Origin of the sequence: Paenibacillus castaneae, assembly GCF_002884445.1 — a bacterium.
Taxonomy (GTDB): Bacteria; Bacillota; Bacilli; order Paenibacillales; family Paenibacillaceae; genus Pristimantibacillus; species Pristimantibacillus castaneae.
On record NZ_KZ614144.1, the window covers coordinates 1,171,707 to 1,193,371 of the forward strand.

The following is a 21,665-nucleotide window of genomic DNA, read 5'->3' on the forward strand; positions in this document are numbered from 1 at the left end:
TCGAGGAATTAGGATGAAGCTATGGTATCTCTTGGTTGTGCTTATTGTACTATCTATTACCTCCCTATTTATCGGAGTAAAGGACATATCGCCGCTTGACCTGTTTAGTCTGACCGAAGCGCAGCAGCAGGTGCTTATGATTAGCCGTTTTCCGAGGCTGATCAGCATTATTTTGGCAGGCTTCGGCATGAGTATAACAGGGCTCATTATGCAGCAGCTCAGCCGCAACAAGTTCGTATCGCCTACGACTGGCGGAACGGATGACTCAGCTAGACTCGGCATACTTGTCGCTTTAATGGTATTCCCATCTGCAAGCACGATTGAGAAGATGCTGCTCGCTTTCGCTTTTGCGCTAGCTGGCACATTCCTATTTATGAAGATCCTTGATCGAATCAAGTTCAAGGACACGATTTTTATTCCGCTAGTAGGGCTGATGTTTGGTAATGTAATCAGCTCTGTAACTACCTTTTTTGCTTATAAGAATGATCTCATTCAGAATATCTCTTCTTGGCTGCAGGGCAGCTTCTCGCTCGTCATGAGCGGTCGTTATGAGCTTCTTTATGTCAGCATACCGCTTCTCGTCCTTGCGTACCTTTATGCGAATAAATTTACGATTGCTGGGCTAGGTCAAGAATTTTCTGCGAATTTAGGAATGAATCATAAGCTTGTCGTAAATATTGGCCTTGTTATCGTTGCGCTCGTATCTGTTGTTGTTATTTTGACCGTAGGAACGCTGCCTTTCCTCGGCCTTATTATTCCGAATATAGTGACGCTTTATATGGGCGATAATTTGAAGAAAAACTTAGCCCATACGGCAGTGGTTGGAGCGATATTCGTGCTGGTGTGCGATATTATCGGCCGTCTCATTATATTCCCATATGAAATACCGATCGGTCTTACAATCGGTGTCATTGGCAGTGTTATTTTTCTTTACTTGTTGATGAGGAGAAAGGCTTATGAAGGTTAAACTGAGTTTTCTTGCGCTGCTGGCCGTCGCACTGATCGTACTGTTTCTGTTCATCCATCTCGGGCCTAACTGGGACTATGCGCTGCCAAGAAGATTGAAGAAGGTGCTGGCGATCGCCATTACCGGAGGCGCAATAGCGTACGCTACGCTGATCTTTCAAACCATCACGAACAATCGGATTTTGACCCCAAGCGTTATCGGGCTTGATTCGTTGTATATGCTCATTCAGACATTTGTTATTTACGTTTTCGGCTCTATGAGTCTGCCGAGCACAAATAAACAGTTGAACTTTTTTATTACCGTTGGCCTGATGATTGCATTCGTCGGGGTACTGTATAAGCTGCTGTTCAAAAGGGAAGGCAGAAATTTATATTTCCTGCTGTTGATTGGACTCGTGCTTGGAACGCTGTTCGGAAGCATGTCTACATTCATGCAGGTTTTAATAGACCCGAATGAGTTTCTTATCGTACAGGGAAGAATGTTCGCCAGCTTCAATAATGTCAACACGGACTTGCTGGTTATCTCCATTATTATCATCGCGCTGGTAGCTGCTTATAGCACGAGATTAGGCAAATATTTGGATGTAATGTCGCTCGGCAAGGAGCATGCGGTCAATCTGGGCATTCCTTACGATTACATAGTCAAAAGAATGCTGGTGATCGTCGCGATCCTAATCGCTGTATCGACCGCATTAGTAGGGCCAATTACGTTCCTCGGACTGCTCGTCGTGAATGTTGCTTATCAATTCATGCGCACCTATCGCCATAGCATCCTTATTCCGGGAGCCATATTGATCAGTATTATTGCTTTAGTCGGCGGTCAGCTGATCGTAGAGCGGGTATTCGCATTCGAGACAACGGTAAGCGTCATTATTAACTTCATCGGCGGAGCGTACTTCTTATATTTGCTGCTAAGGGAGAAGAAAGCATGATAGAGGTCAGAAATGTATCCAAAGCATACGGAGGCAAGCCTGTTATTGAAGAGGTATCCGTTGGAATCAAGAAAGGCAAGATCACCTCGTTTATCGGTCCTAACGGTGCGGGCAAGAGCACGCTCCTGTCGATGATTAGCCGATTGTTGACGAAGGATAGCGGTCAGGTGCTCATAGAAGGCAAAGAATTGAGTGATTGGAAGAGCAAGGATCTTGCCAAAAAGATTTCTATTCTAAAACAGTCGAATCATATTAATCTTCGCTTAACGGTTAGAGAGCTTGTAAGCTTCGGTCGATTCCCCTACTCACAAGGGAAGCTGACGAAGGAAGATTGGGAGCAGGTTGATGAAGCGATCGCTTATATGGATCTGGTAGATCTGCAGGGCAAGTATCTCGATGAGCTGAGCGGAGGCCAGAACCAGCGTGCTTTCATCGCAATGGTTATCGCTCAGAATACGGAATATATTTTGCTCGATGAGCCGCTTAATAATCTCGATATGAAGCACTCCGTTCAAATTATGAAGGTGCTGCGCAGGCTAGTCGAAGAGCTGGGCAAGACGGTCATACTAGTTATTCACGATATTAATTTTGCTTCTTGTTACTCCGATTATATCGTGGCGCTGAAGAATGGAAAAATCGTCAAGGAAGGCTCTACGGAGACGATTATAGACAGCGCCATTCTTAAGGAAATATACGATATGGACATTCCAATTGAAATCATTAACGGAAACCGTATCGGTATCTATTTCTCTTAATCAAGCAAGTCTACCTATAGTTGTTCAAACCTTTGAATTTACAAAAAAAATGATCTAGGGGTGATTGGAATGAAGAAGTCTTTACCTGTTGTAGCCATTCTAGTAATATTCGCTATGGTGATCGCAGCATGCGGCGCCAATAACGGCGGGAATAAACCAGCAAGCGGCGCGACAAATGCGCCACAAACAGAAGCGCCTGCAGGATCAGAAACTCCGGCGCTGACTGAGGTAACTGTTAAGCATCAGCTAGGTGAAACGGTTGTACCTGTTAATCCAAGCAAAGTTGTCGTATTCGACTATGGCGTATTGGACACACTTGATAAACTAGGTGTCGAAGTAGCTGCTGTATCACAAGCGAGCCTTCCAACATATCTTGAGAAATATAAAGATGCTAAATATGTAAATGCAGGAGCTCTAAAAGAGCCGGATTTCGAGAAAATTAATGATATTGCACCAGACTTGATCATCATCTCTGGCCGCCAAGCAGATTCATACGATGAGCTTAGCAAAATTGCACCAACCATTCATATGGGCGTGGATACGAAAAACTACATGGAGTCATTCACGAACAACGTGAAAACGCTTGGTCAAATTTTTGGCAAGGAAGCTGAAGTAGAAACAGAGCTTGCTTCAATCAATGATTCCATCAAAACCTTGAATGATAAAGCAACGGCAAGCGGCAAAAACGGCCTTATTATTTTGGCTAACGAAGGCGCGATCAGTGCATATGGTGAAGCATCACGCTTCGGCATCATTCATGACGTGTTTGGCGTACAGGCAGTAGATAAGGGCATTGAAGTATCGACGCACGGCCAACCGGTAACCTATGAATACGTTGCGGAGAAAGATGCGGATTATTTGTTCGTCGTTGATCGCAATGCAGTAGTAGCAGGCGAAGGGGATGCACATTCTTCTGTTGAGAATGCTCTCGTGAAGAATACAAAAGCATTCAAAGAAGGCAATATCGTTTATCTTGAGCCTGAATATTGGTACCTTTCCGGCGGCGGTCTTATGTCCGTTGCGGCTATGGTTAAAGAAATTGACGCAGCTATAAAGTAATAGCTTAAGGCATATCAAGATTTGAAAAGGCTGACGGTTTGCTTCCGTATATTTTGCGGAGGCGGGCAGTCAGCCTTTTGCTTCGAATTTCGGCTGTATTTCAGAAGGAATAGCTCAATAATGCTATGCTATAATGTTAAAAAAGCGGAATGGAGGGAATCCGTGAAACCAGTGTTCCATATGCAGCAGCTTAGAAAGAAACATGAAGGAAAAGAGAATCAAGCCTTATTCGCTAATGTAACGGCTGAAATTGCGGATCCGACTGTAATTGCCCTGCTGGGTGTTTCTGGTCAAGGGAAGAGCACGCTGCTTCGTATTCTAGCCTCTCTGGAGCATGCGGATGAAGGAGATATTGGTTTACATAATATATCACAACGCGAAATGGATCCAAGATTATGGAGAATGAAGGTGTGCTATGTAGCACAGCAGTCTGTTATGCTGACGGGAAGCATTGAGCACAATTTAAAGACAGTCAGCTTGCTTCACCGCATACCGTATGAGGACAAGCTTGTTAACCATTTACTGCCGCGGCTGGGACTCGATCATTTGGACTTAAGCAAAAGCGCTTTGGAATTATCCGGTGGAGAGAAGCAGCGCATATCCCTGCTCCGAGCTTTGCTTCTGCATCCCGAAGTGCTTCTTCTTGATGAAATTACGGCGTCACTCGATCGGAGCAGCAAACAAATGGTCGAGCAGGTGCTGCAGGAATGGCATCAACAAGAAGGAACGACGATGATTTGGGTTACACATGATATCGAACAAGCGAAGCAAATAAGCCAGACGGTATGGTTCATGGGTGAGGGGACATTGCTGGAAAATTGCTCGACCGAAGCATTTTTTGAACAGCCGGCTACGGAGCTAGCACGAAATTACGTTCAAGCACCGTCTGTGTCATATAAGGAGGACCCATGTCCATTCTAGCGCTTAGCTTTACTTTGTTGTTTGTGATGATCACGATGCTTGTCTCTGTATGGCAGAAGCTCGGGCTTGAGCGGGATATTGCCGTAGGCACGGTCCGTTCTGCCGTTCAGCTTCTGCTAGTCGGCTATGTGCTGCAATTCATATTTAATACAAGCAATCCGATTTTAATTGCACTTATACTAGTTCTGATGATTACGATCGCTTCTTTTAATGCAGGGAAAAGAGGAGCCGGGCTCAAAGGGATCGTATGGAAGATCGCAATCGCAATTACGTCAACGGAGCTTATGATGATGGGGCTATTGCTTGGCTTTCGGATTATTGAAGCAACGCCGCAGTATATTATCCCTATTAGCGGAATGACGATTGGCAATGCGATGGTAGTGTCAGGCTTGTTCTTGAACCAGATGCGAAGAGAAGTTAGCGCATCCAGGGGGGAAATCGAGACGCTGCTGTCACTAGGTGCAACAGCTAGACAAGCCATTCAGGAGGTTATGAAGAGGTCAGTCAAATCAAGCATGATTCCAACGATTGACGGCATGAAGACGGTTGGTCTCGTTCAGCTGCCAGGTATGATGACGGGGATGATTGTGGCAGGGGCCAATCCCATCGAGGCCGTTCGTTACCAAATTTTAATTGTGTTTGCTTTCACAAGCTCCGCAGCGATTACTAGCATTATTCTAAGTCTTATCAGCTATCGACTTTGGTTTACGAAGGATTTGCGTATTCGACTCATAGAAGAGAAGGGATGAGGGAACTTGAAGGTGTACAAAAGCGGTGATGCCTTAAAGAAGCAGGTGGAGGAAACCTTGCTGCCGGAGCAAGCCTTGGCACTATGGGCTTTGGGACAGGAGGGCTTTCTTGTCAAATGGAAGAGCATGACGATTCTATTCGATCCATATTTGACGAACTGGGTGTATGAGAAGGCTGGGGCGCCTTGGATGCGGGCGTTCGAATCTCCGCTTCAGCCATCACAATGTGAAGATGTGGATTATGTTATATGCTCGCATCACCATGATGATCATATGGATAAGATGACCTTGCAGACGATTGGACAATCATCCAAAACACGCTTTATCGTCCCCAGAGCTCATTTGTCTCTCATGAAAGAGTGGGGTTTCTGCGATGAGCAGCTTATTGGCATTTCTCATGGGGAAACGCTGGAGCTAAGCGGCGGCATTAAGCTTGAAGCTTACGCAGCCAAGCACGAACAATTCGAGCAGGATACAGCGGGCGAGCATAAGTTTCTTGGCTACACAGTATCCTTCGGAGAGATACAGCTCTATCATGCAGGAGATACGGTTGGATTTCCGGAGCTGGTGACATGGCTGCAAAGCAAAGAAATTGATATAGCGATGCTGCCTATTAACGGACGGGATTATGTTCGAAGCGGGCAGGGAATCGTCGGCAACTGCAATTATCGCGAGGCGGTAGAAATAGCGGTGCAAATTAATGCTGACCTGCTTATTCCGATGCACTATGGCTTATTTCCGCATAATGATGAGAATCCGTCCTATTTCGTCGACTATATATACCGCCATTATCCAGCGAAGAAGTTTCATATGTTCGCACCTGGCGAGCGATTTATATATATGAAATAATCGAATCCGCTGTTTGCAGCTGCTGCCGAAGCCGCTTGCAAGCAGCGGATTTTTGGTCGGATCTGCTACATGATTTGAATGGCAACAGGGCAAACTGAGGGGAGATTAATAACGGGAGGTTGCGCTGCTGTGCCAAATAGAGGACTAGGAACGGCATTATTAGCTGTAGGAGCTGCTCAACTGCTGAAGCTGCCTATGCACTATGCAAAAACTGGCGAGTGGGACTGCCGGAAAATGATAGGCTCCGGCGGCATGCCCAGCTCACATGCTAGCGGAGTAACAGCGCTTTCTGTATATACGGCTAAGAAATACGGCTTACGCACACCAGAGTTTGCCATATCGGCTATGCTGGGTATTATCGTTATGTATGATGCAATGAACATACGCAGGCATGCAGGAGAAATTGCAATGCAGGTTAATGATTTAGATGAGGATGTGGAGAAGCTGTCAGGTGAGCATCCGGGCTTCTATCATAAACGACGGCGCAGTAAGCTGAAGGAAAGCTTAGGCCATCAGCCTCGTGAGGTTGCAGCAGGCTCTTTGCTCGGAGCAATTGTTGGTTTTCTTGGTGCGCTTTCCCCATCGAAATAAATACAAAATCCCACTGGCGCCTTGCTAAGTGGGATTTTGTATATTATGTTGAAAGCTAGCATCTTTTTGTTAATTAATAGAGGAGGAACATAGGGATGAAGAGCGAACGGAATGAGCTTTTACTATGGGAGAATGGTGCTCCTTATGCGGCTGGGGACTCGGCGGAGGATCAGCCCGCGATAACACCCTATTTAGTGGAAGGCAATAACCGCCCGGCGATGATCATTTGCCCCGGTGGCGGTTATGGGGGAAGAGCTTATCATGAAGGAGAACCAATCGCGCAGTGGCTGAACAGTATCGGCATTTCTGCCTTTGTTTTGCGGTATCGTGTAGCTCCCTATTCTTATCCATGCGCACTTCTTGATGTGCAGAGAGCGATACGAACGGTGAGGCAAGAAGCCATGCGCTTCCGTATTAATCCTGATCAAGTAGGCGTACTCGGTTTTTCAGCGGGGGGTCATTTGACGGCGAATGCAGGAACAAGCTATGACCTTGGTGATGCGTTAGCAGAAGAAGCAGTAGAAACACAATCCTGCAGGCCGGATTTGCTTGTTCTATGCTATCCCGTTATTACAATGACCGAGCCCTACACTCATATTGGCTCTAGGGATAACTTGCTGGGCCAAGACTTGGAGCTTCAAACGATAGAGCAGCATAGCAATGAACGTAATGTAACGGCTGACACACCGCCAGCATTCATCTGGCATACATCGGACGATTCAGCTGTTCCTGTCGAGAACAGCTTCCTATTCGCAGCTGCGCTTAGCAAGCATCATGTGCCATTCGATCTTCATGTCTATACAAAGGGCAGACATGGCTTAGGATTGGCAGAGGAAGAAGAGCATACGAAGGGCTGGACGGACGTATGCGCATCATGGCTGGCTTATAACGGCTTCAAATAAGCTTAAGAGCACAAGATGATATGCCGAATGAAGCTGCCCTTTCGAGTTGTACAGCGATCTGTTATAGTGAAGCCGACGTTTGCCAGCATATCATCTACAGGATCTACTGAAATAATAACCGCAATTTTTGCGATGCGGCGAGTATGCTGAATTAAGGAAAGCTGTTCCTCAGGCGTCGTTCTCGAGAAGTGATTATAGGGCAAATCGAGAACGGCAGCATCATATTGATCGTTAATATCAGCGATATCCCCGCATATGATCTCGCCCTGCAGCTCGAAATGCTTCAAGTTCTCTCTGGCACCTCGGACGATGAAATGATTAATATCCCTCCCGTCAATGTCGATGCCCATGGAGAGAGCCTCAACGAGTACGGTTCCGATTCCGCAGCACGGATCGATGGCTTTTATTCCGTTTGGAATCGGAACAGCAATATTCGCTGCTGCGCGCGCTACGCGTGTGCTGAGTGCGATGGAATAGCTCCGCGGCTTCTGCATATGTCCCAGCCATATCGCTTTGCTTTTGACATAATTGCCGAAGTACCAGCGCCCTCCCAAAGTGATAATGCCATAAACGAAATCGGGATGGCGAACATCGGCTTCCGCATCGATATATTCCCCAATATCCCGTTCAATGCTTCGCGCATCTTCGAAATCAATTTTATGCTCAGGAGCCAGGTCATTCATTTTGACGAAAATGACCTTGAAGGTCGCCTCGTGCAGCTGAATCTCCTTAACCTGCTCCCATATATCGCTTAAGCTGTCACCCTGATACATGACTTCAAGCCGCTCCTTCATAAACGGACTGCGGTCTGGATCGACAGCTTGATCGCTCATAAGGATGCCTGAAGCTGCATCTTTCCCAAAAAATGCACGCATTTCTAAAAGGCATAAGGCGGTTTCTTCTTCCCGATAGCCATAGGTATAAATAAATAACGGTGATTGCTTCGTATGTTTCAGAGTTTACTCATCCTTCAACTTATATATTAGAAGCCTCCATTATACCTTAAACGGCTGAAGTAAGTATGTCAGATACTAAGGCCCAAAAAATAGGGTGCCAAAAAACATCCACATAAAGAAAAGCAGCAGCGCGAAAACATTAAGCAGAATAAGGACCATGTCTCGCATGGAGCCTGTTTTATTGACTGCTAGTATAGCAAATACAATGCCTATTGGAGGCAGGATGAAGCTGGACAGAAGTCCTAGTCCGTCAAAGAGCTCACCGGTATGAATCCAAAATCCATCAATTGCAAACAAAATAAGAGCTGCCATGGAGGTTGCTATTGCGATAAAGCGCATCTTTTTTACTTGCAATGTTAGAGTCTCCCCTTATCGTGTTAAGTCATTTCTATTTCTGACGGTTAGACTGTTTTTAATGTTGCTGGCTAGCGGTGCTGCGATGGATGAACGTACAGGGGCAGCTTTAAACGAAAAAAAAAAGGCGATTTATGTTCAGTATATGAACTTAAATCGCCTTTTTTAAGAGGTTGCTTATCGCGCTATCGATTTCTCTGCTGCATCGACCGTATGTTTCAGCAGCATGGCAATCGTTACGGGGCCAACACCTGCTGGCACCGGAGTAATTGCGCTAGCTTTGGCTAGACATGATTCGTAATCGACATCTCCGACGTTTCCGGCATTGTAGCCGGCATCCAGCACGACAGCCCCTTCGCGAATCCAATCTCCTTGAATAAGCTTTGGCTTGCCGACCGCCGCCACAACAATATCTGCGAGCTGTAACAATTTAGGAAGCTTCTTCGTCTTAGAATGACATGTAGTGACGGTTGCATCTCGGTTCAAAAGCATTAAGGATACAGGTTTTCCAAGAATCGGGCTGCGTCCTACGACGACTGCATGCTTACCCTCGATCGGAATTTCATAGTAATCGAGAATGGCCATAATAGCAGCAGGCGTACAAGATGGAAAGGAGGCATAGTCGAAAGCATTCTGTGCAAAGCCGAGCGCGGTAACTCCATCCACATCCTTGTGAATGCTTATTGCCTCGAAAGCAGCCCGCTCATCGATTCCATGAGGAACAGGATGCTGCAGCAGGATACCATGAACAAGCGGGTCCTCATTGAGCTTCTGAATAACGTCGATCAAGCCTTCGGTCGAAATGCTGCTATCCAGATGGATGCGCCTCGATTCAATGCCAAGCTTTCGGCATGCGTTGCCTTTCATTTTAACATAGGTCTCAGAGGCGGGATCGTCACCGACTAAGATGGTGGCAAGGCAAGGAATTACCCCTTTTTGGGAGAGTGCATCTACTCTCCCTTGCAGTTGTTCTTTAATATCATTCGCAACACGATTACCGTCCAAAATCAATTTTTCCGTCATCATATAACCCAGCTCCTTCGAATGGTTATCGAAAAACATAAAAAGGCAAGGGGGAATGTCCCCCTTACCTTTGCCCAGGCGTACGGCTGATCATCTGCGCGCTTCCTCATGGTTACCCATGCTCCGCCAGTCACGCACAGCAGTTAAATGTTAGTCTTATAGTAACAGGCAGCTCGCAAAAAAACAATAACAAAGGAGAGTGCAGTATGAAACGGTTTTCGCTTATTTTCATTTGTTTTCTGCTTCTTGGAGCGCTTGTTCCATTCACAGCTGCAGCTGCGGCAAAGTCGAATATTAAGGTTAATCTGGGTGGATCAATTATTCCGTTCGAGGTATCCCCCCAATTGGAAAATGGACGCGTGCTTGTCCCTGTACGATTCGTATCCGATGCGCTATACCAGAAAACAGAATGGAATAATCAAACAAAGGTCGTGAAAATTAGCGGCCCAAAAAATAAAATCGAACTAACGGTAGGAAGCAAAACAGCTTATTTGAATGGTGTGAAGCATACACTAGACGTACCAGCCAAAATGATAAATGGCAGAGTATTCGTTCCGCTCCGTTTTGTATCCCAAATAGCTGAAGGAGATGTAAGCTGGGATGAGAAAACGCAGACCGTATACATTGACAGTCTTTATCAGAATGTGAAGCTATCCAGCGGTGAGCTGATTTCATTGCAATGGCAAACCGGCGATTTGTATTATGCGGACAGCAGCAAAAGCTATCGTAAACTAACCAATTTGGAGCTTAAGAGGCCTGGAGGCGGCAATCTGTCAGCAGACCTTACCCCGGAAGGAAATATCCTTGTATCGGTCAGCAACGATTATGGGGAACCAATGGTTAATAGGACAGAATACAGCCTTTATTTATATAACAAACAAATTAAGAAGCAGACTACTGCTCATTATTATTACCGCACTCAAAATAATGTTCGTATGTATAAAAATAATGTTGTAATGACAGATGGCCAAAAGGCCTATGTGATAGATGATAAAACGGGAGAAATCGCTAATGCTTATGATTTAGAGGGGCTGGGAGGCGCAAAAGGAGATTACTTTGTTGAAGGTATTGGAGACCATTATTTGCTGATTCGTCCAGCGAATCCATTAGCCTTGTTGACCCTCATCTATACAGCTACTAACGAGAAGATATTACTGTACAAGGAGCTGCTTAACGCCGCCGAACAAGATTATGCGGAGCGGGACGATATACAAAGGGGCGATCAGCTCGAATTTATAAAAGAGGATAAAAATATACTTTACTTTAGAAATAACTCAATGCATGGAAAAGACGATAAAATATACGAGTATGCCTTATCGAAATGAAGCCGCAGCATAGCGATAAAGGTTGAAGAAACGAGCTGTTCAGGACCATTTTCTGAATAGCTCGTTTTTGTTTGCGTTTATTTTGATAGAGTTGAAATGGTATAATTGTACTACTATCATTTCCGATACTGAGGTGCTGACTTGTTAAAGCTTACTAGATTTGTGAAGAAGTATTGGCTGACGGCTGTGCTGGCTCCGTTATTTATGCTGCTTGAGGTATGCATGGACCTGCTTCAGCCGAGATTTATGGCAAGCATAGTGAATGAAGGAATTATGAAAGGAAATTTAGGCCATATCGCAAGCACGTCACCAAAAATGCTGCTTGCTGCTATTATCGGCTTGATCTGCGGTGTTGGGTGTACCGTATTTTCTACGATTACTTCGCAGAGCTTTGGCGCAGACCTGAGGCAGGAGCTGTTTCAAAAAATTCAATCCCTGTCGCTGCGCTCGCTTGACCGATTCGGGTCCGGTTCGATTGTGACGCGGCTTACGGGAGATATTACGCAAATTCAAAACCTTGTGTTATCGATGCTGCGCATGTTTGCCCGCGATTCATTCATTATTATCGGATGCTTGATTATGGCTTTCACCATTAGCCCGCGATTATCTGTTATTTTGCTGGCTATGATTCCTTTGCTTATTGCCTTCCTTGTCCTTACGACTAGAATTACAATTCCCCTCTTCTCCAGGATGCAGCAAAGACTTGATGGAGTGAATACCGTGATGCAAGAGAATTTATCCGGCATTCGCGTTGTTAAAGCGTTCGTACGCTCAGATTACGAGGAGGCGCGCTTTAATGAAACAAACTCAAGCCTGCTGCATGCGAGTTTGAAAGCGGCAAAAATTGTAGCGCTTAATACTCCGCTAATGTCTATCATCTTGAATTTCAGTATTGTAGCCGCCCTCTGGTATGGAGGATTGCTCTCCGAGGAAGGGTCGCTTAGCGTTGGCAGTCTAGCGGCATTTCTAACTTACATAACGCAGCTTCTATTCTCTACATTAGGGCTCGGCAACAAGCTGATGGAGATATCTCGTGCGAAGGCATCTGCTGACCGTATTAATGAAGTGTTGGATTTGCCGGCGGATAAGCTTGCAGCCAAGCTAGTGCCGACAAGCAATGCGATGATTGGAGCGGGCCGTCTTTCCTTCGAGCATGTCAGCTTTAGCTATGAAGGAGATTTGGCAAATGCCGTTCTGCGCGATATTCATTTCACAGCCCAGCCGGGTGAGACGATTGGAATCGTGGGGGTGAACGGTGCAGGCAAATCGACACTGGTCAGCATGATACCGCGATTCTATGAAGCTACTGCAGGAAGGATATGCATTGACTCGATTCCTATTAGTGAAATCGATCCTAGGGAGCTTCATCGCGAGGTTGGAATGGTGCTTCAGCAGGCGCTGCTGTTCAGCGGTACGATCCGCGACAATATTTGCTATGGCAAGCCCGAAGCAGGGCAGGAGGAGATTGAGGCGGCAGCCAAAGCGGCGCAGGCGCATGAGTTTATTATGAAGCTGGATAAAGGCTATGATACCGTTCTTGGACAGCGGGGCGTCAATTTGTCTGGCGGACAGAAGCAGCGCTTATCAATTGCTCGCACCCTGCTGCTTAAACCGAAGATCGTCATTCTCGACGATTGTACGAGCGCAGTTGATTTGAACACTGATATGCTCATTCGTCAATCCTTGCAAACCTTGATGAAGAGCAGTACCTGCCTTATTATCGGGCAGAGGATAGCTTCCGTCGAGCAAGCAGATCGAATCATTGTGCTTGAGGACGGTCGAATAACAGCGATTGGCACGCATCGGGAGCTGCTTGAACAAAGCAAGCTCTACCAGCAAATTGCCTTATCTCAGCAAGGAGCTTAGCGAATGAATCATACCTTATCAACATTAAAGAAGCTTAGCACTTACCTGTTTCAACAGCGTGCCAAGCTCGTCAGTGTGATTATGCTGACCATTGCAGCCGCTGGCCTTACGCTTGCAGGGCCTTATTTACTCGGCAAAGCATTAGATGATTATATAATTGCGCAAAATTATGATGGTTTATTTTCTTTATGCCTGCTCATGCTGGGCGTATACGCAGCGAGCAGCCTAGTTGGCTGGCTGCAAGCTGTTTTTCTCGCAGAAGTGTCGCAGAGAACGGTCTGGAGCTTGCGAAAGGATTTGTTTGTCCATTTTCAGAAGCTGCCTATTCCGTACTTCTCCAGTAAAAATCACGGCGAGCTCATGAGCCGTACGACGAATGACATCGATAACGTGACCAACTCTCTTAATCAGAGCTTAATCCAGATTATTTCAAGCATTATTATGCTAGTCGGCTCCTTTACAATGATGCTGCTTCTGAATGGCTGGCTCACGCTTGTTGCGCTTGTGGTTATTCCGGTTATTGTATTCGTATCGAAGCGGATTGCGAGAATGACACAGCGCCAGTTCAAGGGTCAGCAGCAGGAGCTTGGCGGCTTGAACAGCTTTATTGAGGAGACGGTGACCGGCCAGAAGGTCGTAGCTTTATTCCATCAAGAGGAGCGGATGGCCAAGCGGTTCAGCGATGCCAATCTGAAATTGAAGAAGGTCGGCATTAAAGCGCAAATATATTCAGGCACGATGGGTCCGTTTATGAATATGTTCCGCCATATCAGCTATTTGATCATTGCTGGCGTCGGGGGATGGCTGGCTGTGCATGATTTGGCTACTGTTGGTGTAATAATCAGCTTCCTCGGCTATTCCCAGCAGTTCAGCGGTCCATTAAATGAAGTAGCGAATCAATATAATATGATTCAATCGGGCGTTGCAGGAGCAGAGCGGGTATTCGAGATAATGGATATTCCTTCGGAGTATGAGGAAGCGAAAAGACTGAAGCCAATAGAAGCGGTTGTTGGTAAAGTGGAATTTCGAAATGTAATGTTTTCTTACAACGAAGGTACAGCCGCTCTAAGAGACATCAGCTTTACGGCTAAGCCAGGGGAAACGATCGCATTAGTAGGACCAACAGGCGCAGGCAAGACAACGATTATTAACTTGATCGGACGTTTCTTTGAAATCAATGCGGGGCACATATTTATCGATGATGAGGATATTCGTTATCTCGATAAAAACAGCCTTCGCAGCCAGCTTGGCATCGTACTGCAGGATGCTCACTTGTTCTCAGGCTCGATAATGGACAATATTCGATATGGCAAGCTGGATGCTGCCGATGCCGAGGTGAAGGCAGCAGCGGTTCAAGCGAATGCGCACAGCTTCATAATGAAGCTGCCTCAAGGCTATGAGACGGAGCTATCGGCTGAAGGGAGCAATATTAGTCATGGACAGCGGCAGCTGATTACGATCGCACGCGCGATATTGTCTGACCCCGCATTGCTTATTTTGGATGAGGCAACGAGCAGTGTTGATACGCTGGCAGAACTGCAAATACAAGAGGCGATGAAGCATTTACTGCAAGGAAGAACAAGCTTCGTTATCGCCCACCGCCTGAGCACTATACGGAATGCGGATACGATTCTATTCATCAAAGATGGTGAAATTGCGGAAAGAGGCAGTCATGAGGAGCTGCTTGCGCAAAGAGGACTATATTATGAGCTGCACGGCAATCAATTTCTTCAAAAAGCATAAATAGTCGTTTTTCATAAACAATAAATGATTGTGGTACAATGGAATTAACAAACAAATAGGAGATGACATGAACAATGAGTGAACAAATTAACGAGCAAGAGCTAATCAACTACATAGCGAAAGAAACAGACGCGGATGAGAAGCTGATTAAGCTAGTATTAAAGCATGAGCATGCTTTCATTAACAACGCAAAGGAAGATAAGAACGGCGAAGTCGAAATTGATGGCGATGAGCTGGTGGATTATGTGCTAAGCCGCCCAGATGTGAAGTCAAACGAGCTCGTCGTAGAATCGATCTTGGATGCAGAGATGGATTATTTAATGGATAAAGGCGTTGCAGGCTACGTAGACTAAAGTCATTCTTCTTTCAAAGCGATTGAATTCGAATAAAATGATACATTTATGGAATATGTATGTTAAAGGTATGGGATATAGTTTAACACTCCGTATCAAAAATTTTGAAAAATGGCCGTTTTTGTGCTAAAGTCAAAAGATAGAAACAGATAAAACGGAGGTTAAAGTTTTGGCAAAGGCGCATAAAGGTTTATCCAAAACGGAGCTTTTTAAAAGATTTATCTTCATTACTATCGGCTCCATATTGATGGGTGTAGCATTGGAACTATTTCTTGTCCCTAACAGTGTGATTGATGGCGGCATCGCTGGCATTTCCATTATGTTGGCTTATCTAACACCACTGCCGCTCGGCGTTTATTTATTTCTCGTGAACGTCCCATTTCTAATTCTGGGCTATAAGCAAATAGGGAAAACCTTTGCCATATCAACGCTCTACGGCATTATAGTCATGTCGATAACTACTCAAATGCTGCATCATGTTGAAGCATTTACCGAAGAGAAGCTGCTGGCTGTGCTGTTCGGAGGACTTATTCTAGGTGCAGGTGTTGGTCTTACCATTCGCTTTGGCGGCTCGCTCGACGGTGTGGAAATTGTTTCTATTCTAATTTCGAAGAAGCTGCGCATGCCTGTCGGACAAATTATTATGATATTCAACGTTGTCATTTTTATTTTTGCTGGTTTTGTTTATGGATGGGATTCTGCAATGTACTCCATGTTTACGTATTACATAGCCATTAAATTGATAGACATTGTAGTCGAGGGTCTTGATGAATCGAAATCGGTAACCATTATTTCGAGTGAGTATGAAGAGATTTCACAGGCGATTATCGATCGCTTGGGCCGCACAACAACCTTCATTAAAGCGCGAGGCGGTTATTCGAAGGAAGATACGCAAATGATCTATTGTGTTGTATCCCGGCTTGAAGTAGCCAAGCTAAAGTCCATTGTGCAATCTGTTGATGGAAGTGCATTTATTGCGATCGAGCACGTGTCCGATGTTATGGGCGGCGGGTTCAGCAAAGGCAGCATCCATTAATGATAGTTATAAAAGAATCCGGACCGTTGTCTAACCGACGCGGACCGGATTTTTTGGTTCTGCAGCTATGCTAGGGTGGATGTATCAGCAGCGGTAGACGGAGGCGTTCTTGACAAGCCTTTGTCCTGCACGCCGAGCAAGAATAGAAAGGCAATTACCATGCTGCCGGATGCGACGTAGAACAGCACAGAGTAACCCATAAGGTCGATTAATCCGCCCATTAACGGCGGTGAAGCGATAGCAGCAAGAGATGAAATTAAGTAGTAAATGCCGGTTCGTGTCCCTATGCTCTGCTCCTTGCCGAGCGCAACAATGAAGGGATAAGAATTAATATTAATCATAGCCCAGAATATGCCCCCTGCAACAAGCAGCAGTCGAAGCGACATTAGTGTATCGACAAACGTTATAGCTCCATAAATGATGATCAGCCCGATGATGCCAATGGCGATAATGAGCTTTTTACCAAAACGCTTTCCTAATAATCCGCTAGGGATAGCAGCGAGCACGAATGCCAGAGAGAAGTAAGCAAGCGAGAAGGAGGCTTGGCCTTCCGTTAGATGCAGCTGATTTTTTCCGTATAGCGTGAAGAGCGCCTCCACGCCTTGATAGGCCAGAAACCAAAAGAAGATCGCACCTAGCAGAAAGATTGTTGGCCGATTCCACTCCCCTTTGAACGAAATAGGCTCCTTTTTCACGAGTGGAACTGGTGTTAAGGTGGTATTACGCTTTTCATTTATGATGAAATAAAGAATAGCTAAACAAATAAGCGTTATGATAGATGCGGACAGAAACGGCAGCGAATGATGCTTCTCATAAAGCACTGCACCCCCTGCAAAGGCGATGATAGAGCCTACACCACCCATAAAATTAATAATTCCGTTAGCTTGAGTTCGTTTATTGTCCGGCGTAATATCCGGCATAAGCGCTACAGTCGGCGACCGATATAAGCTCATGGATAGATTCATCAGCACCATGAATAGAATGAGTGTCAACAAACCGGTATGCCAAGGTATCAATGCGCCGAATACAGCGGCAAGCGGCATTCCTATAAGCAAATACGGCATTCTTTTGCCAAAACGGCTGTTCGTGCGATCACTTCGGCTGCCGATCCATGGCTGCAAAAACAGGGCAAAGTAATTATCAATCGTCATCATAAAGCCGATTAGCGCTGTGCTTGTAAAAAACTTTTCAAGGAAAAAAGGAACAAATGCGTTGTACAGCGCCCAAGTAATGCTAATGCTAAAAAAACCAAACCCAAGCAGCCATGTTTTTTTCAACGCTTAAGCTCCTCTCCTTGTCAGAATATGTGCTAAGCGATCAGGATAGTCTGTAATAATTCCAGCTACGCCTGCATCAATGAGGCGTTCCATTTCCGCAGTCTCGTTAACGGTAAAGGGATGATAGGCAATGCCATGAGCAGCAGCTTCTGCAGTCCATTCAGCTGTTACGGCATATTTAAAGGCGTGGAGCGCATCTGCTTCAAGCGTTGCTGCATAATCCCAGGGACGGTAAATACCTTCCATATAGAGGATGCCTGTACGGATTTCAGGGGCCAGTTGCTTGCAAAGCTTGAGTGAATAATGATTGAAGCTGGAGATGATAACGCGCTCCGTCATTTGATAAGCACGTACCAGATCAATTGTTTTTTGTTCGATGTCAGGATACTGGATGACACCATTTTTGAGTTCAATATTAAGGATGACATCGGTAGGCTTAATTAGCTCCAGCAGCTGTTCCAGTGTTGGAATACGCTCGTTCAGAAATTCAGGACCAAACCAGCTGCCTGCATCAAGCTTCTGAAGCTGAGCATAGTCGGTGTCTTTGACGAGCTGGTCTAATCCTGCGGTACGTACTAATGATTCATCGTGGATAATGATGATCTGACCATCCTTCGTTAATTGAATGTCCGTTTCGATGCCTGTTGCGCCAAGCTGGAGCGCTTTCGAGAAGGCAGCCATCGTATTCTCGGGACAGTAGGCGCTTGCGCCGCGATGGGCGAAATTGATAAGTGCTTTCATGTTGATTCATCCTTTCGGTTTTTTCATTTTTTTAATTGATCAGAATTAGAAGAAGTATAGTTAACTAAGAGGATCGTAGCATAAAGTATTCCATGTGAATAGCGTTTCTGTGGATTCACAAAAAGAATAAAATGATTCTTGCATACCTGGTGGGGGTATGCTATTCTGGTATTAGAAATATATACCCCATGGAGGTATGCTGGATGGATGATAATACAATAAAAGATGGGAATCATACACATACGCATCCTTCTGCTGACTGCTGTGATGCCAATGCACCGCGCAAGAGCCATCATTCACAGGAAATAAAGGATAACTTGACGAAGCGGCTCAATCGGATAGAAGGGCAAATCCGTGGCGTGAAAGCAATGATTGAGAAGGATACCTATTGCGATGAGGTGCTTAATCAAATTGCTGCAGTTCAATCCGCTCTCAACGGCGTCGGCAAGCTGCTCCTTGAGGGCCATATGAAGAGCTGTATCGTCGAACGAATTCAAGCAGGTGAAACGGAAGTTATCGATGAGCTTCTTACAACTGTCAAAAAATTAATGAAATAATTAGAGGAGGTTTTGATTATGGCAAATGCAGTGTTGAAGGTAGAAGGAATGACGTGCGGACATTGTGTAAGCGCGGTGGAGAAAGCAGTTGGCAATGCTGGCGCGAGCGGCAAGGTTGATTTGGCAAACAAGAAGGTATCGGTTGAATATGATGAGAAAAAGGTGACGATTGATGCCGTTAAAGCGGCAATTGAGGATCAAGGCTATGATGTAGTTTAAAATAATGATTGAAGAAGAGGCTAATTGAAGCCTCTCTTTTTTACAGAAATATATACCCCCTACGGGTATGCGGGAGAAAGGTGAGCAAGAATGGCGAAATCGCAGACGACAATTGGAATAACGGGCATGACATGCGCGGCCTGTGCAAATCGAATTGAGAAAGGGCTCAATCGGATGGATGGCGTGGAGGCTAATGTCAATTTGGCGCTTGAACGCGCATCCGTCAGTTATGATTCGAATGTAATAAACGCTGAGAAGCTGGAGCAAAAAATTATAGATCTGGGTTACGGCATTATTAATAACAAAGGCGACGAAGGTATTAGTCAAAGTGAATACAAGCGGATGGAGATTAAGAAACAACAGCTGCGTCTTACCGCTGCTATCGTGCTCTCTTTGCCTTTGCTTTGGGCGATGGCAGGACACTTCTCTTTTACAAGCTTCATTCCTGTACCCGCTTTGTTTATGAATGCCTGGTTCCAACTAGTGCTTGCGGCTCCGGTTCAATTCATCATCGGATGGCCGTTCTATGTTGGCGCTTATAAGGCACTTCGAAGCGGCAGTGCGAATATGGACGTGCTGGTAGCGCTTGGAACGTCTGCCGCCTTCTTCTACAGCCTATATGTCACTCTTGCTTCATTAGGCGCATCTGGACATGGGGCGAACGAGGTGGAGCTTTATTATGAGACGAGTGCGGTCTTGATTACACTGATCGTATTAGGCAAGCTGCTCGAAGCTTTAGCGAAAGGCAGGTCATCGGAAGCCATTAAGACATTAATGGGGCTGCGTGCGCAAACGGCTGTTGTTGTTCGGAACGGAGAGGAGCAGCGTGTCGCGATAGATGATGTTCTAGTAGGCGATAAGGTTCTGGTTAAGCCAGGTGAGAAAATTCCAGTTGATGGTATCGTATTGGATGGCGCATCAACGGTTGATGAATCTATGCTCACAGGTGAGAGTATGCCGGTAGACAAACGCAAGGGAGATACGCTGATTGGAGCTACAATAAATAAGAATGGCGTTCTTCGCATGCAAGCAGACCGAATAGGAAGGGAAACAACGCTTGCTCAAATTATTAAGGTTGTGGAGGAAGCGCAAGGCTCGAAAGCACCGATCCAACGGATAGCGGATCGCATCTCCGGTATATTTGTGCCGATTGTAACGGCTATTGCTGCAATTACGTTTATCATCTGGTATCTGTTCATTGAGTCTAGCAATCTGGGCCATGCTTTGGAGAAGGCAATTGCAGTGCTTGTCATTGCCTGTCCTTGTGCGCTTGGCCTTGCCACTCCAACCTCGATTATGGCCGGCTCAGGCCGTGCCGCTGAGCTTGGCGTACTATTCAAGGGCGGGGAACATTTGGAGAGTGCTCACCAGGTCGATACAGTTGTACTGGATAAAACAGGAACGGTAACGAAAGGAAAGCCTGAACTGACCAATGTCATTGTTGCCGAGGGGTACAAGGAGAAAGAACTGTTAAGCTGGGTGGGCGCTGCTGAACGCAATTCAGAGCATCCCGTTGCGGATGCGCTCGTTACCGGCATTATGGCAAGGTCAATCGACCTGCCTGCGGCGCAGCAGTTTGAAGCTATACCGGGATATGGGATTGAAGCGACAATTGAGGGGCGGCAATTGCTCATTGGAACACGCAAGCTGATGGAAAAGCATGGCGTGAGCATTGAATCTGCCAGGAGCAAGCAGCAGGAGCTGGAATCGGAAGGGAAAACGGTTATGCTTATAGCTGTTAATAGACAATATGGTGGAATGGTTGCTGTAGCGGATACAGTGAAAGAATCGTCTGCCGCTGCTGTTGCCAAGCTGAAGGAAATGGGTCTGGACGTGATCATGCTGACGGGCGACAATGAACGGACTGCGATGGCGATTGCAAGGCAGGTGGGCATTGAACGCGTACTGGCGGAGGTTCTTCCAGAGCAGAAAGCGAAAGCTATTCAGGAGCTCCAAGCGGCAGGGCGGAAGGTAGCCATGGTTGGCGATGGCATGAATGATGCGCCGGCACTCGCAGCGGCTAATATTGGAATGGCTATCGGCGGAGGCACCGACGTTGCGATGGAAGCAGCGGATATTACGTTAATGCGCGGAGATTTGAACAGTATCTCCTTTGCGATTTCGATGAGCCGAGTAACTATGGCGAACATTAAACAAAACCTATTCTGGGCGCTTGCATATAATGTAATCGGAATTCCTATCGCAGCTGCAGGATTCCTTGCACCGTGGCTTGCAGGTGCGGCAATGGCTTTCAGCTCCGTCTCAGTTGTGCTGAATGCGCTTAGGCTCCAAAGAATGAAGGCGTAAAACTAATTTATAAAAATGCTAATCACTCTGTATACAGGGTGATTTTTTTTGTAGTTGTGAGGAACGGAATGAAGAAAATAACTTTGTTACAGGAATCAATAGATAGATCGTGCCGAAGTTCAGAAAATAGCTATTCAGAAAAAATGCGAAGAAATGAATATTGGGACTTGAAAACGTAAAATTT

The 21,665-nt window shown here is 45.8% G+C and carries 21 protein-coding genes, 1 pseudogene and 1 riboswitch; of the genes and pseudogenes, 17 read left to right on the top strand and 5 right to left on the bottom strand.

Annotation, left to right across the window (positions count from 1 at the left end):
• Nucleotides 1-13 precede the first annotated feature (13 nt).
• From CEF13_RS04940 to CEF13_RS04980, 9 genes are all read left to right on the top strand, one after another.
• Complete coding sequence (locus CEF13_RS04940; RefSeq protein WP_102709692.1) at nt 14-967, top strand: ABC transporter permease; 954 nt, start codon at nt 14-16, stop codon at nt 965-967.
• Complete coding sequence (locus CEF13_RS04945; protein WP_102709693.1) at nt 957-1,898, top strand: iron chelate uptake ABC transporter family permease subunit; 942 nt, start codon at nt 957-959, stop codon at nt 1,896-1,898. Before CEF13_RS04940 ends, CEF13_RS04945 begins: the two co-directional genes overlap by 11 nt.
• Nucleotides 1,895-2,653 (top strand): iron ABC transporter ATP-binding protein, encoded by a 759-nt coding sequence (locus tag CEF13_RS04950; protein ID WP_102709694.1) that lies wholly within the window; start codon nt 1,895-1,897, stop codon nt 2,651-2,653. The genes CEF13_RS04945 and CEF13_RS04950 overlap by 4 nt, the downstream gene beginning before the upstream one ends.
• Before the next feature lie 69 nt (nt 2,654-2,722).
• Entirely contained in the window at nt 2,723-3,712 is a 990-nt protein-coding gene (locus CEF13_RS04955) for a siderophore ABC transporter substrate-binding protein (protein WP_102709695.1), read from the top strand.
• Between the two features lie 162 nt (nt 3,713-3,874).
• A complete protein-coding gene (locus CEF13_RS04960) occupies nt 3,875-4,633 on the top strand; it encodes an ABC transporter ATP-binding protein (RefSeq protein ID WP_244917044.1) in 759 nt (252 codons plus the stop codon).
• Nucleotides 4,621-5,382: an ABC transporter permease gene (locus CEF13_RS04965; RefSeq protein ID WP_102709696.1), complete on the top strand. Its 762-nt coding sequence runs from the start codon at nt 4,621-4,623 to the stop codon at nt 5,380-5,382. Before CEF13_RS04960 ends, CEF13_RS04965 begins: the two co-directional genes overlap by 13 nt.
• A gap of 12 nt (nt 5,383-5,394) precedes the next feature.
• Nucleotides 5,395-6,231 carry an MBL fold metallo-hydrolase gene (locus CEF13_RS04970; RefSeq protein ID WP_244917144.1) on the top strand — a complete coding sequence of 279 codons (837 nt, stop codon included), beginning with the start codon at nt 5,395-5,397 and terminating at the stop codon, nt 6,229-6,231.
• A 129-nt stretch (nt 6,232-6,360) separates the two neighbouring features.
• On the top strand, nt 6,361-6,822 hold the full coding sequence (locus CEF13_RS04975) for a divergent PAP2 family protein (RefSeq protein WP_244917045.1): 462 nt from the start codon (nt 6,361-6,363) through the stop codon (nt 6,820-6,822).
• A gap of 95 nt (nt 6,823-6,917) precedes the next feature.
• On the top strand, nt 6,918-7,724 hold the full coding sequence (locus CEF13_RS04980) for an alpha/beta hydrolase (protein ID WP_102709699.1): 807 nt from the start codon (nt 6,918-6,920) through the stop codon (nt 7,722-7,724).
• Nucleotides 7,725-7,726: 2 nt separating this feature from the next.
• On the opposite strand, the gene CEF13_RS04985 is transcribed toward CEF13_RS04980, so the two are convergent.
• The 3 genes from CEF13_RS04985 to CEF13_RS04995 all read right to left on the bottom strand — a co-directional run bounded on the left by CEF13_RS04985 (nt 7,727) and on the right by CEF13_RS04995 (nt 10,057).
• Nucleotides 7,727-8,680 carry a TRM11 family SAM-dependent methyltransferase gene (locus CEF13_RS04985; RefSeq protein ID WP_102709700.1) on the bottom strand — a complete coding sequence of 318 codons (954 nt, stop codon included), beginning with the start codon at nt 8,678-8,680 and terminating at the stop codon, nt 7,727-7,729.
• A 75-nt stretch (nt 8,681-8,755) separates the two neighbouring features.
• Nucleotides 8,756-9,034 carry a hypothetical protein gene (locus CEF13_RS04990; protein ID WP_102709701.1) on the bottom strand — a complete coding sequence of 93 codons (279 nt, stop codon included), beginning with the start codon at nt 9,032-9,034 and terminating at the stop codon, nt 8,756-8,758.
• A gap of 177 nt (nt 9,035-9,211) precedes the next feature.
• Nucleotides 9,212-10,057 (bottom strand): bifunctional 5,10-methylenetetrahydrofolate dehydrogenase/5,10-methenyltetrahydrofolate cyclohydrolase, encoded by an 846-nt coding sequence (locus tag CEF13_RS04995; RefSeq protein ID WP_146022769.1) that lies wholly within the window; start codon nt 10,055-10,057, stop codon nt 9,212-9,214.
• Nucleotides 10,058-10,122: 65 nt separating this feature from the next.
• Nucleotides 10,123-10,201: riboswitch (ZMP/ZTP riboswitch) on the bottom strand.
• A gap of 62 nt (nt 10,202-10,263) precedes the next feature.
• Between CEF13_RS04995 and CEF13_RS05000 the strand changes: the two genes are divergently transcribed.
• The 5 genes from CEF13_RS05000 (at nt 10,264) to CEF13_RS05020 (ending at nt 16,380) form a co-directional block, all read left to right on the top strand.
• The gene (locus CEF13_RS05000; RefSeq protein ID WP_102709702.1) at nt 10,264-11,382 is read left to right on the top strand and encodes a copper amine oxidase N-terminal domain-containing protein; all 1,119 of its coding nucleotides are present in this window, start codon (nt 10,264-10,266) and stop codon (nt 11,380-11,382) included.
• 141 nt (nt 11,383-11,523) lie between these two features.
• Entirely contained in the window at nt 11,524-13,248 is a 1,725-nt protein-coding gene (locus tag CEF13_RS05005) for an ABC transporter ATP-binding protein (protein WP_243864850.1), read from the top strand.
• 3 nt (nt 13,249-13,251) lie between these two features.
• Nucleotides 13,252-14,991 (top strand): ABC transporter ATP-binding protein, encoded by a 1,740-nt coding sequence (locus CEF13_RS05010; RefSeq protein ID WP_102709703.1) that lies wholly within the window; start codon nt 13,252-13,254, stop codon nt 14,989-14,991.
• Between the two features lie 74 nt (nt 14,992-15,065).
• Nucleotides 15,066-15,344 carry a hypothetical protein gene (locus tag CEF13_RS05015; protein WP_102709704.1) on the top strand — a complete coding sequence of 93 codons (279 nt, stop codon included), beginning with the start codon at nt 15,066-15,068 and terminating at the stop codon, nt 15,342-15,344.
• Between the two features lie 169 nt (nt 15,345-15,513).
• The gene (locus tag CEF13_RS05020) at nt 15,514-16,380 is read left to right on the top strand and encodes a YitT family protein (protein ID WP_102709705.1); all 867 of its coding nucleotides are present in this window, start codon (nt 15,514-15,516) and stop codon (nt 16,378-16,380) included.
• Between the two features lie 65 nt (nt 16,381-16,445).
• On the opposite strand, the gene CEF13_RS05025 is transcribed toward CEF13_RS05020, so the two are convergent.
• A complete protein-coding gene (locus CEF13_RS05025) occupies nt 16,446-17,657 on the bottom strand; it encodes an SLC45 family MFS transporter (RefSeq protein WP_102709706.1) in 1,212 nt (403 codons plus the stop codon).
• A gap of 3 nt (nt 17,658-17,660) precedes the next feature.
• Nucleotides 17,661-18,398, bottom strand: a complete 738-nt coding sequence (locus tag CEF13_RS05030; RefSeq protein ID WP_102709707.1) for a glycerophosphodiester phosphodiesterase — start codon at nt 18,396-18,398, stop codon at nt 17,661-17,663.
• Nucleotides 18,399-18,601: 203 nt separating this feature from the next.
• On the opposite strand from CEF13_RS05030, the gene CEF13_RS05035 reads away from it, so the two are divergent.
• The 3 genes and pseudogenes from CEF13_RS05035 to CEF13_RS05045 all read left to right on the top strand — a co-directional run.
• Nucleotides 18,602-18,955 (top strand): metal-sensitive transcriptional regulator, encoded by a 354-nt coding sequence (locus CEF13_RS05035; RefSeq protein WP_102709708.1) that lies wholly within the window; start codon nt 18,602-18,604, stop codon nt 18,953-18,955.
• An 18-nt stretch (nt 18,956-18,973) separates the two neighbouring features.
• The gene (locus CEF13_RS29650) at nt 18,974-19,174 is read left to right on the top strand and encodes a copper ion binding protein (RefSeq protein ID WP_102709709.1); all 201 of its coding nucleotides are present in this window, start codon (nt 18,974-18,976) and stop codon (nt 19,172-19,174) included.
• Nucleotides 19,175-19,291: 117 nt separating this feature from the next.
• A pseudogene (locus CEF13_RS05045) lies at nt 19,292-21,481 on the top strand (heavy metal translocating P-type ATPase); the annotation flags it as partial.
• Between the last annotated feature and the right edge of the window lie 184 nt (nt 21,482-21,665).

Excerpts from the sequence above, each read along its gene's own strand:
- CEF13_RS05035 (WP_102709708.1), top strand. The coding sequence starts at position 18,602 with ATGGATGATAATACAATAAAAGATGGGAATCATACACATACGCATCCT.
- CEF13_RS04995 (WP_146022769.1), bottom strand. The coding sequence starts at position 10,057 with ATGACGGAAAAATTGATTTTGGACGGTAATCGTGTTGCGAATGATATT.
- CEF13_RS04955 (WP_102709695.1), top strand. The coding sequence starts at position 2,723 with ATGAAGAAGTCTTTACCTGTTGTAGCCATTCTAGTAATATTCGCTATG.
- CEF13_RS04950 (WP_102709694.1), top strand. The coding sequence starts at position 1,895 with ATGATAGAGGTCAGAAATGTATCCAAAGCATACGGAGGCAAGCCTGTT.
- CEF13_RS04965 (WP_102709696.1), top strand. The coding sequence starts at position 4,621 with ATGTCCATTCTAGCGCTTAGCTTTACTTTGTTGTTTGTGATGATCACG.
- CEF13_RS05030 (WP_102709707.1), bottom strand. The coding sequence starts at position 18,398 with ATGAAAGCACTTATCAATTTCGCCCATCGCGGCGCAAGCGCCTACTGT.
- CEF13_RS05010 (WP_102709703.1), top strand. The coding sequence starts at position 13,252 with ATGAATCATACCTTATCAACATTAAAGAAGCTTAGCACTTACCTGTTT.
- CEF13_RS05000 (WP_102709702.1), top strand. The coding sequence starts at position 10,264 with ATGAAACGGTTTTCGCTTATTTTCATTTGTTTTCTGCTTCTTGGAGCG.
- CEF13_RS04945 (WP_102709693.1), top strand. The coding sequence starts at position 957 with ATGAAGGTTAAACTGAGTTTTCTTGCGCTGCTGGCCGTCGCACTGATC.
- CEF13_RS05015 (WP_102709704.1), top strand. The coding sequence starts at position 15,066 with ATGAGTGAACAAATTAACGAGCAAGAGCTAATCAACTACATAGCGAAA.
- CEF13_RS04980 (WP_102709699.1), top strand. The coding sequence starts at position 6,918 with ATGAAGAGCGAACGGAATGAGCTTTTACTATGGGAGAATGGTGCTCCT.
- CEF13_RS04940 (WP_102709692.1), top strand. The coding sequence starts at position 14 with ATGAAGCTATGGTATCTCTTGGTTGTGCTTATTGTACTATCTATTACC.
- CEF13_RS29650 (WP_102709709.1), top strand. The coding sequence starts at position 18,974 with ATGGCAAATGCAGTGTTGAAGGTAGAAGGAATGACGTGCGGACATTGT.